14 protein-coding genes are annotated in these 13,541 nt (G+C 73.8%); 6 read left to right on the forward strand and 8 right to left on the reverse strand.

The window, feature by feature from the left end:
• The first annotated feature begins 40 nt into the window (after positions 1-40).
• A complete protein-coding gene (locus OG435_RS39175; protein WP_266884586.1) occupies positions 41-910 on the forward strand; it encodes an AraC family transcriptional regulator in 870 nt (289 codons plus the stop codon).
• A 12-nt stretch (positions 911-922) separates the two neighbouring features.
• Here the strand turns inward: OG435_RS39175 and OG435_RS39180 are convergent, their stop codons facing one another.
• Together OG435_RS39180 and OG435_RS39185 are read right to left on the reverse strand one after the other, a co-directional pair.
• Complete coding sequence (locus OG435_RS39180; protein WP_266884587.1) at positions 923-1,384, reverse strand: hypothetical protein; 462 nt, start codon at positions 1,382-1,384, stop codon at positions 923-925.
• Entirely contained in the window at positions 1,381-2,604 is a 1,224-nt protein-coding gene (locus OG435_RS39185) for a molybdopterin-dependent oxidoreductase (protein WP_266884589.1), read from the reverse strand. Before OG435_RS39185 ends, OG435_RS39180 begins: the two co-directional genes overlap by 4 nt.
• A gap of 114 nt (positions 2,605-2,718) precedes the next feature.
• Between OG435_RS39185 and OG435_RS39190 the strand changes: the two genes are divergently transcribed.
• Positions 2,719-4,176 (forward strand): glycosyltransferase family 87 protein, encoded by a 1,458-nt coding sequence (locus OG435_RS39190; protein ID WP_266884591.1) that lies wholly within the window; start codon positions 2,719-2,721, stop codon positions 4,174-4,176.
• Here the strand turns inward: OG435_RS39190 and OG435_RS39195 are convergent.
• A complete protein-coding gene (locus OG435_RS39195; RefSeq protein ID WP_323187994.1) occupies positions 4,124-4,969 on the reverse strand; it encodes a chitosanase in 846 nt (281 codons plus the stop codon). The two genes, OG435_RS39190 and OG435_RS39195, sit on opposite strands and share 53 nt — an antisense overlap.
• A gap of 337 nt (positions 4,970-5,306) precedes the next feature.
• On the opposite strand from OG435_RS39195, the gene OG435_RS50830 reads away from it, so the two are divergent.
• Both OG435_RS50830 and OG435_RS39200 read left to right on the forward strand, forming a co-directional pair.
• Positions 5,307-5,894 (forward strand): hypothetical protein, encoded by a 588-nt coding sequence (locus OG435_RS50830; protein ID WP_430625819.1) that lies wholly within the window; start codon positions 5,307-5,309, stop codon positions 5,892-5,894.
• Entirely contained in the window at positions 5,891-6,280 is a 390-nt protein-coding gene (locus OG435_RS39200; RefSeq protein WP_430625820.1) for a class I SAM-dependent methyltransferase, read from the forward strand. The genes OG435_RS50830 and OG435_RS39200 overlap by 4 nt, the downstream gene beginning before the upstream one ends.
• 33 nt (positions 6,281-6,313) lie before the next feature.
• Here OG435_RS39200 and OG435_RS39205 read toward each other — a convergent pair whose 3' ends face one another.
• From OG435_RS39205 to OG435_RS39220, 4 genes are all read right to left on the reverse strand, one after another.
• Entirely contained in the window at positions 6,314-6,952 is a 639-nt protein-coding gene (locus tag OG435_RS39205) for a GNAT family N-acetyltransferase (protein WP_266884593.1), read from the reverse strand.
• A 90-nt stretch (positions 6,953-7,042) separates the two neighbouring features.
• On the reverse strand, positions 7,043-8,131 hold the full coding sequence (corA, locus tag OG435_RS39210; protein ID WP_266886480.1) for a magnesium/cobalt transporter CorA: 1,089 nt from the start codon (positions 8,129-8,131) through the stop codon (positions 7,043-7,045).
• 83 nt (positions 8,132-8,214) lie between these two features.
• Complete coding sequence (locus OG435_RS39215; protein WP_266884595.1) at positions 8,215-8,607, reverse strand: TOBE domain-containing protein; 393 nt, start codon at positions 8,605-8,607, stop codon at positions 8,215-8,217.
• 165 nt (positions 8,608-8,772) lie between these two features.
• Positions 8,773-9,669, reverse strand: a complete 897-nt coding sequence (locus OG435_RS39220) for a LysR family transcriptional regulator ArgP (protein ID WP_266884597.1) — start codon at positions 9,667-9,669, stop codon at positions 8,773-8,775.
• A 70-nt stretch (positions 9,670-9,739) separates the two neighbouring features.
• Between OG435_RS39220 and OG435_RS39225 the strand changes: the two genes are divergently transcribed.
• Both OG435_RS39225 and OG435_RS39230 read left to right on the forward strand, forming a co-directional pair.
• Positions 9,740-10,375 (forward strand): LysE/ArgO family amino acid transporter, encoded by a 636-nt coding sequence (locus OG435_RS39225; protein WP_266884599.1) that lies wholly within the window; start codon positions 9,740-9,742, stop codon positions 10,373-10,375.
• 106 nt (positions 10,376-10,481) lie between these two features.
• On the forward strand, positions 10,482-11,561 hold the full coding sequence (locus OG435_RS39230) for an NUDIX domain-containing protein (protein ID WP_266884601.1): 1,080 nt from the start codon (positions 10,482-10,484) through the stop codon (positions 11,559-11,561).
• A 7-nt stretch (positions 11,562-11,568) separates the two neighbouring features.
• On the opposite strand, the gene OG435_RS39235 is transcribed toward OG435_RS39230, so the two are convergent.
• Entirely contained in the window at positions 11,569-13,449 is a 1,881-nt protein-coding gene (locus tag OG435_RS39235; RefSeq protein WP_266884603.1) for a hypothetical protein, read from the reverse strand.
• Positions 13,450-13,541: the final 92 nt, after the last annotated feature.

Here is a 13,541-nt window from a genome sequence, read left to right on the forward strand (position 1 = left end):
CGCACCGGATCCGTCGGGCGGGCAGGGAAGGACGGACAGCGTGCTGGAGCGGCTCAACCAGGCGTTGGAGCACCTGGAGTCCCGCCTCGACCAGGAGATCGACATGGCCGAGGTGGCCCGGATCGCCGCCGTGTCGGAGTACCACTTCCGCCGGCTGTTCTCCGCGCTCGCGGGGATGCCGCTCCCGGTCTACGTGCGGCGCCGGCGGATGACGCTCGCCGGGGCCGAGGTGCTCGCCGGGGAGCTGACCCTGCTCGACGTCGCGGTGCGCTACGGGTACGGCTCGGGCGAGGCCTTCGCCCGCGCGTTCCGGTCGGTGCACGGCATCGGTCCGGGCGAGGCCCGGCGCACGGGCGCGGTGCTCACGGCGCAGCCCCGCATGTCCTTCCGGGTCGTCGTCGAGGGCAGTACGGCCATGCGGTACCGGATCGTGGAGAAGGGGCCGTTCCGGGTGCTCGGCCGCAAGGCCCGGGTCCCGCTCGTGCACGAGGGGGCCAACGCGGCCGCCACGGCCCACGTGGAGAGCCTGGACGAGTCGGCGGTCCTACGGATGAAGGAGCTGCCCGGCCTGGAGCCGGAAGGGGTCCTGTCGGCGGTGGTCTACCTGACCGACAGCCGGGACGAGGGTGCCGAGGCGGACTACTGGGTCGGTGTGGTGAGCGGTCCCGGGACCACCGCCCCGGAGCTCGACGCCCTCGACGTGCCGGCCGGGACCTGGGCTGTCTTCGACAACCACGGGCCCTATCCCGACGCCCTCCAGGAGCTGTGGCGGGACGTGTTCACCCAGTGGTTCCCCTCGAACCCGTACACGAGCCGGCCGGGTCCGGAGCTCCTGCTGACACGGCCGGTGGCGATCGGCGCGGAGACCGGCTCCCAGCTGTGGATCCCGGTCGAGCGGGGCAGGAGCTGACGCCGCGCCGGGCTACCCCTCGCCCGGCGCGGCGCCCGGCCCGTCGCCCGGCCCGTCGCCCGGCGCTGCGCCGCCGGAGGCGCGTCGCCGTGACCGCCGCCACCGGCCGCCGGCCGCCGTCACCCCGGCGGCCACCGCCACCGCGGCGAGCACCAGGAGCAGGTTCCGCCCGTACGGCAGCGGCAGGGCCGACGGGTTCGGCGGCGTCCCCGGTCGCAGCAGCAGGGGCAGGGTGACCAGTACGAGCACGCCCGCCGTCAGCAGCGCTCCCCGTACGAGGCCCCGCGCGGGCACGGCGGCGACCGCGAGCCCGGCCAGCAGGACGAGGGGCGCGATGATCCCGTCGTGCAGGACGACCGCCCCGCCCATCCACACCAGCACGTCGAAGGGGTCGGGGAGGACCGCCAGCAACCGGCCGCCGATCGCGATCAGCAGCAGCCCGGCGGCGCCCAGGACCAGGCGCAGGCTCTTCACAGCACCTCCAGCCGGGTGACCCATTTGGTCTGCAGGACCCCGGGCCGGTTCGGCGCGATGACGCGCGCGGGGTAGCCGTGGTCGGCGCTCAGCACCTGGCCGTTCAGTTCCAGTGCGAGCAGGGTCAGCGGGTCCTCGGCGTAGTCCCGGCCCATCTCCATCACCCGGTAGGCGCCGCCCGTCTCCAGCGAGGTGACCCTCAGTCCGGCCCCGGCCGGGGCGCCGGCCCGCGCCATCAGGTCGCGGATCCGTACGCCGCTCCAGCGCGCCTCCACGCTCCAGCCCTCCACGCAGGCGATCGGCAGCCGCGCCTGCGCCCTTGGCAGGGCGTGGAGCTGATCGATCGTCAGTGTGTAGGGGGTCGGGCCCCGCACCTCCAGCCGCCAGTCCCGTACCGCCTGCCCGGTGATCCCGGCGGCCGCGGCGGTGCGGTTGACCGGGAGCCCCTGCGGTCCGTGGTCGGGATGCCGGGGCGCGAGCAGGTCGAGCCGCTTGAGCGGGGTGAAGGACTGGCCGACGGTGGTGAGGGTGACGGCTCCGACGGCCGCACCGACGCCGAGCATCAGGGAGCGCCGGTCCGGGCCGTCCTGGGCGGGGAGTTGGAGCGTGCCGGGTGACCGGCTGCTCCAATGGGCCTTGATTTCAGGCGCCTTGACCGCGAGGTGCAGGAGCAGCGAGCCGGTCACCACCCAGGCGAGCGCGAAGTGCGTCTGGATGAAGCCGAACGGCCATGGATACCACTCGGCGATGTTGAGGAGTCCGGTGAAGACCTGGAGGACGGCGGAGGCCACGAGCACCGCCACCGACAGCCGTTCCAGCCCGTGCCGGACACCGCGCACGGGGGGCCACACGAACAGCCTCGGGTACACCGCCCACAGTTTCGCCAGCAGCAGCACGATCGCCGCGAGCCCGGTGGCGATGTGCAGGCCCTGGCTGAGCCGGTAGCCCCAGACCGGGCGGCTGGGCAGCGAGTTCTCGGCCCAACCGGGCGGGTGCTGGAGGTAGTGGCTGATCAGGCCGGTCAGGAAGCAGACGGCGAAGGCGGCGCCGAGCCAGCGGCCGAGCGAGGTGGCGGTACGGGCATCGTGCAGCCGGCCGCCGAAGGAGGGCGGCCGGAACGGGAAGCGGGAGGCCGGTTCCGGCGGGACCGGGGGCGGAGGAGGCGTGGGCGGCGGGGCGGACGGAGGTGGCGGCGCGGACGGAGGCACGGGCGGAGTCATGCCCTCCATGAGAGCGCCGCCGGGCCCCGCGCGGGCGGCCCGACACCTTACGAAACGCGGACGCCGGGCCGGGTCGCCCGCCCGGCGGCGCCCCGCGCTGCCAGGCTGGCCCGTATGGACCACCCCCGCGCCCGGCCCCTCCTCACCACCGTGCTGCTGCTCGCCGCGCTGACCGCCGTTCTCGTGCCCGCCGTCCGCGAGGAGGGCTACTTCGCCGACCCGGCCCGGCTCACCTGGTGGTACGCGGCCGCCTGGACGCTGTTCGGGGCGGCCGCCTGGTCGCTGCGGCGGGTCCCGGAGCGGTACGTGGTCCCGCTCGTGCTGGCGGGTGCACTGGCCGTCTGCGCGGCGGGGCTCTCCGGGCCGCCGCTGACCAGCACCGATTCCTTCCGCTACGCCTGGGACGGGCGGGTGCAGGCCGCCGGGATCTCCCCCTACGACCACGCCCCCGCCGATCCGGCGCTGCGCACCCTGCGCGACGACTGGCTGTTCCCGCGCGGCGGGGCCGCCTGCGCCGGGCCCGACCGGGTGGCCATCGAGCCGGGGGTGTGCACCCGCATCAACCGGCCCACCGTCCACACCGTCTACCCGCCCGTCGCGGAGGGGTACTTCGGGCTGGTCCACGCCCTGTCCCCGGCGGGCGTGCGGCACAAGGCCCTGCAGACCGGCGGGGCCCTGCTGGCGCTCGCCGTCACAGGGGCGCTGCTGCTGGTCCAGCGCCGCCGGGGCGCGCGGCTCCGTACCGCCGCGTACTGGGCCTGGTGTCCGGCGGTGGCGGTGGAGGCGGTGAACAACGCACACGTGGACGTGCTCGCGGTCCTGCTGTCGGTGGCGGCGCTGGGGATGGTGGTGCGCCGACGCGCCCTCGGCGGCGCCCTGTTCGGGCTGGCGATCGCGGCGAAGCTGCTGCCCGCCGTGCTGCTGCCGGGCGCACTGGCCGGCGTACGGCGGTGGCGGGACGCGGCGGCGCTGCTGCTGCCGGCGGCCGCTGTGGTGGCCCTGACGTACCTGCCGTACGTACTGGTCTCCCGCGCGTCGGTCTTTGGTTATTTGGGCGGCTACGCCGAGGAGGAGGGGTACGAGGACCCGGGCGCGGGCGGCCGCTACGCGCTGCTGCGCCTCGTGCTCCCGGACTCCTGGTCGGTGCCCGCGGTCGCGGTCGGGATGCTGGCGGTGACGGCGTACGTCTGGCGCCGCGGGGATCCCGAACAGCCCTGGAGCGCCGCGCTGTTGGTGACGGGTACGGCGTTCCTGCTGATGACGCCGGGGTACTCCTGGTACGCGCTGCTGCTGATCGCGCTGGTGGCGCTGGACGGCCGCGCCGAGTGGCTGGGGGTGGCGCTCGCGGGGGCGGCGGCGTACGTCTCGGTGCGCGCGCTGGGCGGGGCTACGATCCCGGTGGCGTACGGGCTGGCGGGCGCGGCCGTGCTCGCGGGATGGGCGCTGCGCCGACGGGCGGCGGCCCGGGGAGGAAGGGGATTCACCCCGGACCGCCGCCGCCGCACGCTCCCCGGAGCGGTCAGCCGATGTGGAACGGGTCCCCGTAGACCTTCCAGTCCAGGGGGGTGTTGAGGTTGAGGTTGTCCTTCTTGAGCCACACCCGCTGGGCCGTGTCGACGCGGCTCGTGTCGCTGTGTGCCTCCTCCTGCTTCATCGCCCAGACCCGGGCGTCGAGGAAGGCGTTCAGCCAGGTGGTCTCGTTGCCGCCCTGGGCCGGGGGCTTGGCCTTGGTGAGGGCGCGCTTGCGGATGTTGCGGAAGCTGGTGGAGTCGCCGCCGTCGCCGTGCATGACGATGGCGTCGTAGTAGGTGAACTGCCCGAGCACGCCGACTCCGTCGGACTTGCCCTGCTTCACCGCCGGGTTGAAGTAGACGCGGTCGCGCTCGTGGTCCTGGGCCTTCTTGAAGTCGGAGTCGGAGGCCGCCTTCACCCAGTCCTTGGTGAAGTTGGGGTCGAGGCCGGCGTGCGAGTCGCTGCCGTCGACCTTCCGCAGGGCGGGCAGGTACTTGGCGAGCACGTTGCCCGGCTTGATCTGCGTGTAGTACTCGACGAGTTCGAGCATGTCGTGGGTGCCGGAACAGAACCCGATGATGCCCGCCGTGTAGCCGCGGCCGTCGTCTATGTCCTCGATGTACTTGTACTGCGCCTTCCAGTTCAGCGAGGAGTTCTCGGCGCTGGAGACGATCTGCATGGCGATGTCCTTCTTCACCGGATCGTCGAGTCCGACGGCGGCGGCCGACGCCTGCGCGGAAGCCGGAGCCGCGGCGGGGGCGGAGGCGGTCGCGTGGGCGGTGACGGGCACGGCGAGAAGGGCGGCGCCGAGCAGGGTACTTACGGCCAGTCGCTTGCGGTGGGGGGTGAACACAGTTCCTCCATGAGGGAGTTGATGCTCGGGCGACTTCGTTAGGAAACTTTACTACCAGAAGTCGCGCCACCTCAAGACCTGGGCACGACCCGCTCCTGCCGGACGGGGTTCACGATTCCCGCCCCTTGCATATGAGAGGCTGCTCGGGGCATGCTTACGCAGATGCGGCCGCCTGTGGCCACTGAAACCTCATATGCACGATCAACGGCAAGCGCGGTCCCGCGCGGGGCGAGCGCACGAGCGGGCGCACGCACGACGCGAGAACGCGAGCGACGCGGGAACGCGGGCACGCGGGCACGACGCGAGAACGCGCACGACGCAGGAAAGGAAGGCGCCGATGGCCGTCCTCGTCATCGGAGACGCACCCACCGCCGCCATCGAGGCGGCCGGGCTGCGGATCCACCCGTGCCGGCCCGACGCCGACGACCCCCTGCCGGACACCCTCGCCGGGATCGACGCGCTGATCCTCTCCCCCGGGGCCACCCCCGCCGCCCTTCCCCTCGTCGGGCCGGCGCTGGCCGCCGAAGTCCCCGTCCTCGCCCTGGGTGACGGCGCACGACTGCTCACCGAGGCGGCGGGCACGAAAGGCGCCGGAGGTGGCGGGACCCCGGGCCCGAGCACCGACCCGCTCCTCGGCGGCGGCCGCGCGCCGCACGGGTTCCGCGTGGGCGCCAGCGCCTGGGGGCTCCCCGTCCCCGGCGAGGCCGACCGCGAACTGCTGTGCCGCTTCGCCGAGTTGGTCGCCGGGCGGGCCGAAACCACCGCCACCCGCACCTTCTTCACTCCCCGGGCCGCCGCCTGGGAGGAGCGGTTCGCCTACCAGACCCCGGCCTACGAGGCCGCCGTCGCCCGGATGGGGCTGCGCCCCGGGCAGTGCGCGCTCGACCTGGGCTGCGGGCCCTGGTCGGAGCCGCCGGCACGGTGATCGGCGTCGACGTCACGCACGCCATGCTTGACGCCGCCGCCCGCGCGGGGCACGGCGGCCCGGCGCGGCTGCTGCTGGCCGACTGCGCGCGGCTCCCGCTGGCGGCCGGCGCCGTCCACGGCATCTTCGCCGCCGGGCTCCTGGACCATCTGCCGCGTCCGGCCGCCGCCCTGCGCGAGTGGGCCCGCGTCACCGCCCCCGGCGGGGAACTGCTGCTCTTCCACCCCTCCGGCCGGGCGGAGCGCGCCGCCCGCCACGGGCGCGCCGTCAGCCCCGACGACCCGCTGGCCGAACCGAACCTCCGCCCGGCCCTCGAAGCGGCGGGCTGGCACGTGGCCACGTACGAGGACGCCCCCACCCACTTCCTGATCCGCGCGACCCGCTGACCGGGCGGGGGCGGTCACGGGGCGGGGCTTCGCTCAGCCCTCGGCGCGAGCCGCGCCGCCGGCCGCGCCGTGGGCCGCCAGGCGGGCGCGCAGGCCCCGCTCCACCTCCGGCCACTCCGGACGCGTGATGCTGTACACCGCCGTATCGCGGATCCAGCCGTCCCGCATGACCATGTGGTGCCGCAGTACGCCCTCGTGCTGCGCGCCGAGCCGGGTGATCGCCGCCCGCGACTTCGCGTTCCGCACGTCCGTGAGCAGCTCGACCCGGTTCATCCCCATCGTCTCGAAGGCGTGCGTCAGCATCAGCAGCTTCGCCTCCGTGTTCGCTCCGCTCCGCTGCCGGGACGCGGCCAGGAAGGTCCAGCCGATCTCCAGTCGCCGGTTCGCGGTGTTGATCACCATCAGCCGGGTCGACCCGATGACCCGCCCCGTCGCCGCGTCCACGGTGGCGTACGGGAGCTGTGTGCCCGCCGCCCGTCCCGTGACCGCGTCCTCGATGTAGCCCCGCACGTCGTCCGGGTGCGGGACCGTGGTCACCGCGAGCTCCCACAGACTGCCGTCGCGGACCGCCTCGCACAGGCCGTCGTGGTGGCGGAGCTCCAGCGGCTCCAGCCGTACCCGCTCCCCGACCAGCTCAGCCGTCACCGTGCCGTCCGCCACCCGCTGTTCCATGCCTGGCCTGCCCGTTCTTCGTCGCCGCGCGCCAACGCAGGGACCCTACCCGGGCAGGCCGGTGCCCTTCACCCGCATTTCCCGCCGCGGTCAGAGCCAGCCGTTGCGCCGGAAGCCCCGGTGGATGACGAAGCAGGCGACGGCCATCACGCCGAGCACGAGGGGATATCCGTAGGTCCAGTGCAGTTCGGGCATGTGGTCGAAGTTCATGCCGTAGACCCCGCAGACCATCGTCGGAACGGCGACGATGGCCGCCCACGCGGTGATCTTGCGCATGTCCTCGTTCTGGGCGACGGTCACCTGCGCGAGATGGGCCTGCAGTATCGAGTCGAGGAGGGCGTCGTACGCGGTGATCTGGTCGGTGGCGCGGGTCAGATGGTCGGCGACGTCCCGGAAGTACGTGCGCATCTCCGGCGGGATGACCGGGATCGGCTGGGTGCTCAGCTGCTGGAGCGGGCGGGCCAGCGGGGCCACCGCCCTGCGCAGTTCCAGCAGTTCGCGCTTGAGCTGGTAGATCCGGCCGGCGTCCCCGCGGCCGCCGTGCTCGCTGAAGACCATGGTCTCGACGGCGTCTATGTCGTTCTGCACCGCGTCCGTGACGGCCACGTACTCGTCGACCACGTGGTCGGCCAGCGCGTGCAGGACGGAGACCGGCCCCTTGGTCAGCCGTTCGGGGAAGGTCTCCAGCTCCTCGCGCACCGACCCGAGGGTGCCGCGCCCGCCGTGCCGGATGGTGATGACGAAGTCGCTGCCGGCGAAGGCCATGAGCTCGCCGGTCTCCACCACCTCGCTGGTCGCCGTCAGTTCCTCGTGCTCCACGTACCGCACGGTCTTGAACACGGCGAAGAGGGTCTCGTCGTAGCGCTCGATCTTGGGCCGCTGGTGGGCCTGGACCGCGTCCCCGACGGCGAGCGGGTGCAGGCCGAGCAGCTCGGCGAGCCCCGCGAACTCCTCCTGCGAGGGCTCGTGCAGGCCGACCCAGACGAAGCCCTCGCCCGTCTTGCGGACGCGGCGCAGCGCCTCGCCCACATCGGCGTGGCCGTGCCCGTCCTGGCGTACGCCGTCCCGGTACACGATGCAGTTGACGACGGCGCTGCCGAGCGGGGAGCGGGCCGGGTGACTGAGGTCGACGGCCCGCCGGTAGCTGCGGCGCACGGCCCGGCGCAGGGTGCTGAACATGGACAACGGACGTACTCCCCTTCGGCGGATCAGCGGCCAGTGTGCCACCGGCACGCGCCCCGGCCGACCAGCCTGCCCCGGGCCTAGGCCCGGTCGATGAAGACGCTCGTGGACTTGACCCGTGCGGTCGCCCTCGCGCCGACCTCCAGGCCGAGTTCCTCCACGGCCTCCCGGGTCAGCAGCGACACGACGCGGTGCGGTCCGGCCTGGATCTCCACCTGTGCGTCGACCGTGCCCAGTTTCACGCCCGTCACGATGCCGGGGAAGGCGTTGCGCGCCGAGGTGTACGGGGCCCCCTCGTCGTCGCCGCCCTCCTGCGCGACCTCCACGCAGAACGCGGCGAGGTCCGGCCCGTCGACCATCCGCCGGGTGCCGTCCCGACGCGTCGGGAACCTTTCCGCGTCGGCCCACCGCCGGGCCGTGTCCACGCTGACGCCGAGCAGTCGCGCCGCCTGACCGATGGTGTAGGACTCCATGCCCGCAGCCTAAGCCCTCCCCCGACCGGTCCCCGCAGGCCAAGGCCCCGGCCCCGGCCCGCGCGAGATCCCCGCAGGGCCTCGGCGGGCCCTCCGCGGGCCGTCGGTCCCCCTAGGCCGTCTCTTTCGGATCTTGCCGGCCCGGCAAGATCCGAAAGAGACGGCCTAGTCCAGCGCCCCCGCCGCCGCCCGCGCCACCGCCTCCGCGACCATCGACAGCACGGGCGAGTCCAGCTTCCACTGCTGCCAGTACAGCGGGATGTCCAGGCTCCGCCCGGGCGCGATCACCACCAGCCGCCCCGCCTCCAGCAACGGGTCGGCCTGCACCATCGGCAGCATCGCCCAGCCCAGCCCCGCGGCCACCGCGTCGCAGAAGCCCTCCGACGTCGGCACGTGGTGGCGCACCGCGGACGCCGTGGCCTCCGCGTCCCCCGTCACCACCCGCACGAACTCGTCCTGGAGCAGGTCCCGCCGGTCGAACACGACGACCGGCGCCCGCCTCAGGTCCCGCTCCACCGTGCCCCGCAGGTGCCGCGCCGCGAACTCCGGGCTCGCCACCGCCCGGTAGCGCACGAGCCCCAGCCTGCGCGCCGTGCACCCCGCGACGGGCACCGGCTGCGAGGTGACCGCCGCCATCACGCGTCCGTCCCGCAGCAGCTCGGTGACGTGCGCCTCGTCGTCCCGGTGCAGTTCGAAGCAGACCGGCGGGTCCTGCGGCACCGCCGTCAGCGCGGGCAGGAACCACGTGGCCAGCGAGTCCGCGTTGACCGCGATCGGCAGCCGCACCGGCCCCAGGCCCTCGGCCATGCCGAGCTCGGTCCGCGCGTCGCGCTCCAGCCGGACGAGCTGCCGCGCGAAGCGGACGAGGACCTCCCCCGACTCGGTCGCCCGCACGGGCTTGGTCCGCATCAGCAGCACCCGCCCGGTCCGCTGCTCCAATGCCTTGACGCGCTGGCTGACGGCGGAGGGGGTCACGTTCAGGGCGGCGGCCGCCGCGTCGAAGGTGCCCTCGTCGATCACCGCGAGCAGGGTCCGTACCTGGTCGACAGGCAGCTCATCCATCACAGCTGCTAAAGGTACGTAAGAATCTTTAGCTGTACTCCTCGCCGCGCCGCTGCCTACCGTCGAAGACATGACCCACGGCATCATCCCGGCCGCCCTCGCGGGCTTCGGCACCGGACTTTCCCTCATCGTCGCCATCGGCGCCCAGAACGCCTTCGTCCTGCGCCAGGGCGTACGCCGCCAGTCGGTCCTCGCCGTGGTCGCCATCTGCGCCCTCTCGGACGCCGCCCTGATCGCGCTCGGGGTGGCCGGCGTCGGTGCGTTCGTCACCGCCTGGCCGCCCGCCCTCACCCTCGTCGGGCTCGTCGGCGGCGCCTTCCTGATCGGGTACGGAGCCCTCGCCGCCCGCCGCGTGCTGCGCCCCGACCCGGGTGCCGCCCTCGAGGCGGGCGCCACCGGCGGGGTCACCGGCTCCGCCTCCGCCCGGCGGGCGGTGCTGACCTGCCTGGCCATGACCTGGCTCAACCCGCACGTGTACCTCGACACCGTGCTGCTGCTCGGATCCCTGGCCGTCGGCCGCGGCGACCTGCGCTGGGCCTTCGGAGCCGGGGCCGTCCTGGCGAGCCTCACGTGGTTCGGCGCGCTCGGCTACGGCGCCCGGCTGCTCAGCGGCCCGCTCGGCAGGCCCGCGGCCTGGCGGGCCGTGGACGGCCTCGTCGCGGCGACCATGGTCACGATGGGCAGCCTGCTCCTCGCCCGGGCCTGAACCCGCCACACGGCCGGTCCGCCCCCGACCCCCGAGGTCCACCCCATGGACCCTCCGCGAGTGGGTACGGATCACCGTGCCCACCCGCCCCACCCCAGGAGCCCCCGTGCCGGATCAGCCCCCATCCCCGCCACCACCGCCCCTCTCCCCGTACACCGACTCGGTCCGCGCCTACTACGCGGCCCAGCCCTCCCCCCTCGTGGCCGCCACCGGGATCGTGCTGGACCCGCGCGGGCGGGTGCTCGTCCTCACCACCTCGTACAAGGCGGAGCTGGAGCTCCCGGGCGGGGGCGTGGAGGACACCGAGACCCCGGAGGAGGGGCTGGCGCGCGAGCTGAAGGAGGAGCTGGACCTGAGCGTGCCGGTGGGGCGGCTGCTCGCCGTGGACTCCCGCCCGCCGGGGCCCCTCGGGCGCTCCCTCGTCGTCCACGTCCACCTGGTCGGCCCGCTGACGCCCGAGGAGACCTCCGCGATCTCCTTCCCGGACGGGGAGGTCACCGAGGCGCGCTGGCTCACCCCCGAGGAGGCCTACGCGGCCCTGGACACCCGCAAGGCGTCCCGCCTGCGCGCCGCACTGGCGGCCCTGTACTCCGGCTCCCTCGCGCACCTGATCGAGGGGGTGCCGCAGCCGGGCTCCCCGGCCGGCTTCGATCCCGCGCGCCGGGCGGAGCTGGAACACGCGGGCGCCTACGACACCGCCGGCCACCGCGCCGCCCGCCCCAAGGCCCTCACGGCGGCGAGCGTGCTGTTCACGGACTCCGCGGGCGGGGTCCTGCTGGTGCGGCCCGCGTACGGCGACCCGGACCACTGGAACCTGCCCGGCGGCGGCATCGACAGCGACCTCGGCGAGATCCCGCGCGCGGCGGCCCGCCGGGAGGTCCTCGAGGAACTCGGCCTCGACCTCGCCCCGGGCCGGCTGCTCGCCGTCAACTGGTCCCACCGCCCCGGCTATCCGGCAAGGGTCCGCTTCCTCTACGACGGCGGCACCCTCGACCCCGCGACTCTGGCCCGGATCCGCCTGCCCGCCACGGAACTCCTCGAATGGCGCACGGTCCCCCCACCCGAACTCCGCCGCTACACCAAACCACCCCTCCGCCGCCAGATCGAAGCCTCCCTCACAGCCCGCACCACGGCCACCGGCCCCCTCGAACTGCACGCGGGGCGGCCGGTGGCCCAGGCGAAGTAGGGCGGGATCAGAAGAGGCCGGCGACCGCGGTCGCCCAGCCGCTCGCCCCGACCAGCAGGGGCGCCTTGAGCCCGGCCGGGCCGCCCGGGTAGAAGAGCAGGCAGCCGGTGGGGCAGGTGGTGGTGGCCGCCTTCCCCGCGCTGTCGACGTACTCCACCTTCCGTGCGGGATCGGCCGCGGTGGTGGCCCACAGGTCGCCCTGCTCCTGTCCCGCCTTGGGCTGGAACTGGCTGTACTTGATGACCTGGCCGTCGCTGGTGAGCGTCTTGCTGACGACGGTGCCCTGGGCGTTGCCGTGGCTGACGATCAGCGGGCGGTTGGCGGGCTGCCACCCGGCGGCGTAGACGGCGCGGGGCTGGAGGCCGAATCTCCCGTCCTTGCCGATCTTTCCGGGGTAGAGGTACAGGTTCCCGTCGCTCTTGTTGCGGGCGAGGACGTCCTTCACCCCGTCGCCGTTCTGGTCCCCGATGCCGAGGATCGCGTAGTTCTTCCAGGTGGTGCCGCCGGTGTAACCGGGGTCCTGGAAGTCGAAGGGCTTGGTCTGGTCGGCGCTCCCGTCGGCCGTGGTCCGGCCGGAGTAGACGCGCAGGCGCGCTCCGGAGCACGCGTCGTCCACGCATTCGACGACGGCCAGGTCGTTGCCCTTCCTGAAGCCGTCGCCGGAGCGCTGGTCCAGATCGCCGGGGGCGATGATCTGCTGGACGCGCCCCCACCCCCTGGAGCCGAGGGCGGCGGGCGGGGTCAGCTCGCGGCGGGTGTCGTACAGCACGTCGCCGAGCCCGTTGCCGGGATAGAGGTAGAGCTTGTTGTCGCTCAAGCGCGCGATGACGTCCTCGTAGCCATCGGGTGCGGCCGAGGAGCCGGCGTAGCCGGTGAAGTCACCGCCGTGCGCGATCAGCGCACCCTTCCAGCCGGATTCCGCGATGACGCGCCTCTGCACGCGGCCCGCTCCGTTGCCGGCGTAGAAGCGCAGACCGCCGTCCGGTTCCGGGCCCAGCAGGTCGACGAAACCGTCTCCGTCGAGGTCGCCGGGCAGGTCTCCGATCGCCCGGTTCAGCGGGGTCTGCCCGGCCGGGTAGACGAAGGAGGGCGAGGTGACCACCAGTACCGTGCCGGCGTCGCCCGGCGAGGAGTTGCCGGCCTTGTCGAAGGCGCCCACGTACAAGGTGCTCCCGGTCTGGCCCAGGAGGAGGATTTCGACGACGGCTTCGGTGGCTCCCTCGGCGAGGGGAACCCGGTTGCTCCCGGCACAGGGGGTGCTGGACGCGGAGAGAGGGCGGCCCATCGACCAGCAGAAGCCGGCGAGGTCGGTGGCCGCGTGCTTGAACTTGAGCCGCAGCCTGGTGCGCGCCTGCTGGCTGGTGAGGGCGGTGCCGTCCTCCTTGGTGACGGTGACGGGGCCCGTGGGCGCCTTCGCGTCGACCCGGAAGGCGCATTCGGCGGTGAAGGCGCTGTAGCCGCCCTCCTGGTCCTTCGCGCGGACCTTCCACTTGTAGCTGCCGGTGGGGAGGTTCTTGGCGAGGACCCTCGCGGTCGCCGTGCCGCCGCTGGACACGGTGGTGACCTCCGAGACCGGTACGGCCGCGCCCGCGGCGGTGGTGACGACGAACTGCGGGGTGACGGTGCCGCCGTCGTTGTCGCGCAGTCCCGCGGTCAGGGCGAGGCCGCTGTTGCCCATCAGGCCGTTGCAGGCGACGGGCCTGTTGCCGTCGCCCGCAGGCTCCCAGCTCCCTTCGAAGGCTCCGGCGCTGACGACCTCGGGCTTGGTCGGGGTCGCCGCGGCCGCGCCCTGCGCGGAGAGCAGCTCTGCCGCCGTGAGCGGGAGGACGAGGGTGAGGAGGGTGGTGAGTGCGCGGGGCAGGCGTATGCCGGCTCTTCGGCGAGTCATGGAAATGGTGAGTCCCTCTGCGGATGTCCGGGCGTGGATCACCGCAGGGTAGGGCACGCGGTTCGCGTGAGCACAGCGCAATCTGAGTGCAC

The sequence above is a fragment of the Streptomyces sp. NBC_01264 genome, assembly GCF_026340675.1.
In the GTDB taxonomy this organism is placed as follows: Bacteria; Actinomycetota; Actinomycetes; order Streptomycetales; family Streptomycetaceae; genus Streptomyces.

What these genes read in the sequence shown, in the direction of transcription:
- OG435_RS39185 (WP_266884589.1), bottom strand. Translation starts at nt 2,604, where the DNA reads ATGACTCCGCCCGTGCCTCCGTCCGCGCCGCCACCTCCGTCCGCCCCG.
- OG435_RS39190 (WP_266884591.1), top strand. Translation starts at nt 2,719, where the DNA reads ATGGACCACCCCCGCGCCCGGCCCCTCCTCACCACCGTGCTGCTGCTC.
- OG435_RS50830 (WP_430625819.1), top strand. Translation starts at nt 5,307, where the DNA reads ATGGCCGTCCTCGTCATCGGAGACGCACCCACCGCCGCCATCGAGGCG.
- OG435_RS39205 (WP_266884593.1), bottom strand. Translation starts at nt 6,952, where the DNA reads ATGGAACAGCGGGTGGCGGACGGCACGGTGACGGCTGAGCTGGTCGGG.
- corA (WP_266886480.1), bottom strand. Translation starts at nt 8,131, where the DNA reads ATGTTCAGCACCCTGCGCCGGGCCGTGCGCCGCAGCTACCGGCGGGCC.
- OG435_RS39215 (WP_266884595.1), bottom strand. Translation starts at nt 8,607, where the DNA reads ATGGAGTCCTACACCATCGGTCAGGCGGCGCGACTGCTCGGCGTCAGC.
- OG435_RS39220 (WP_266884597.1), bottom strand. Translation starts at nt 9,669, where the DNA reads ATGGATGAGCTGCCTGTCGACCAGGTACGGACCCTGCTCGCGGTGATC.
- OG435_RS39225 (WP_266884599.1), top strand. Translation starts at nt 9,740, where the DNA reads ATGACCCACGGCATCATCCCGGCCGCCCTCGCGGGCTTCGGCACCGGA.
- OG435_RS39235 (WP_266884603.1), bottom strand. Translation starts at nt 13,449, where the DNA reads ATGACTCGCCGAAGAGCCGGCATACGCCTGCCCCGCGCACTCACCACC.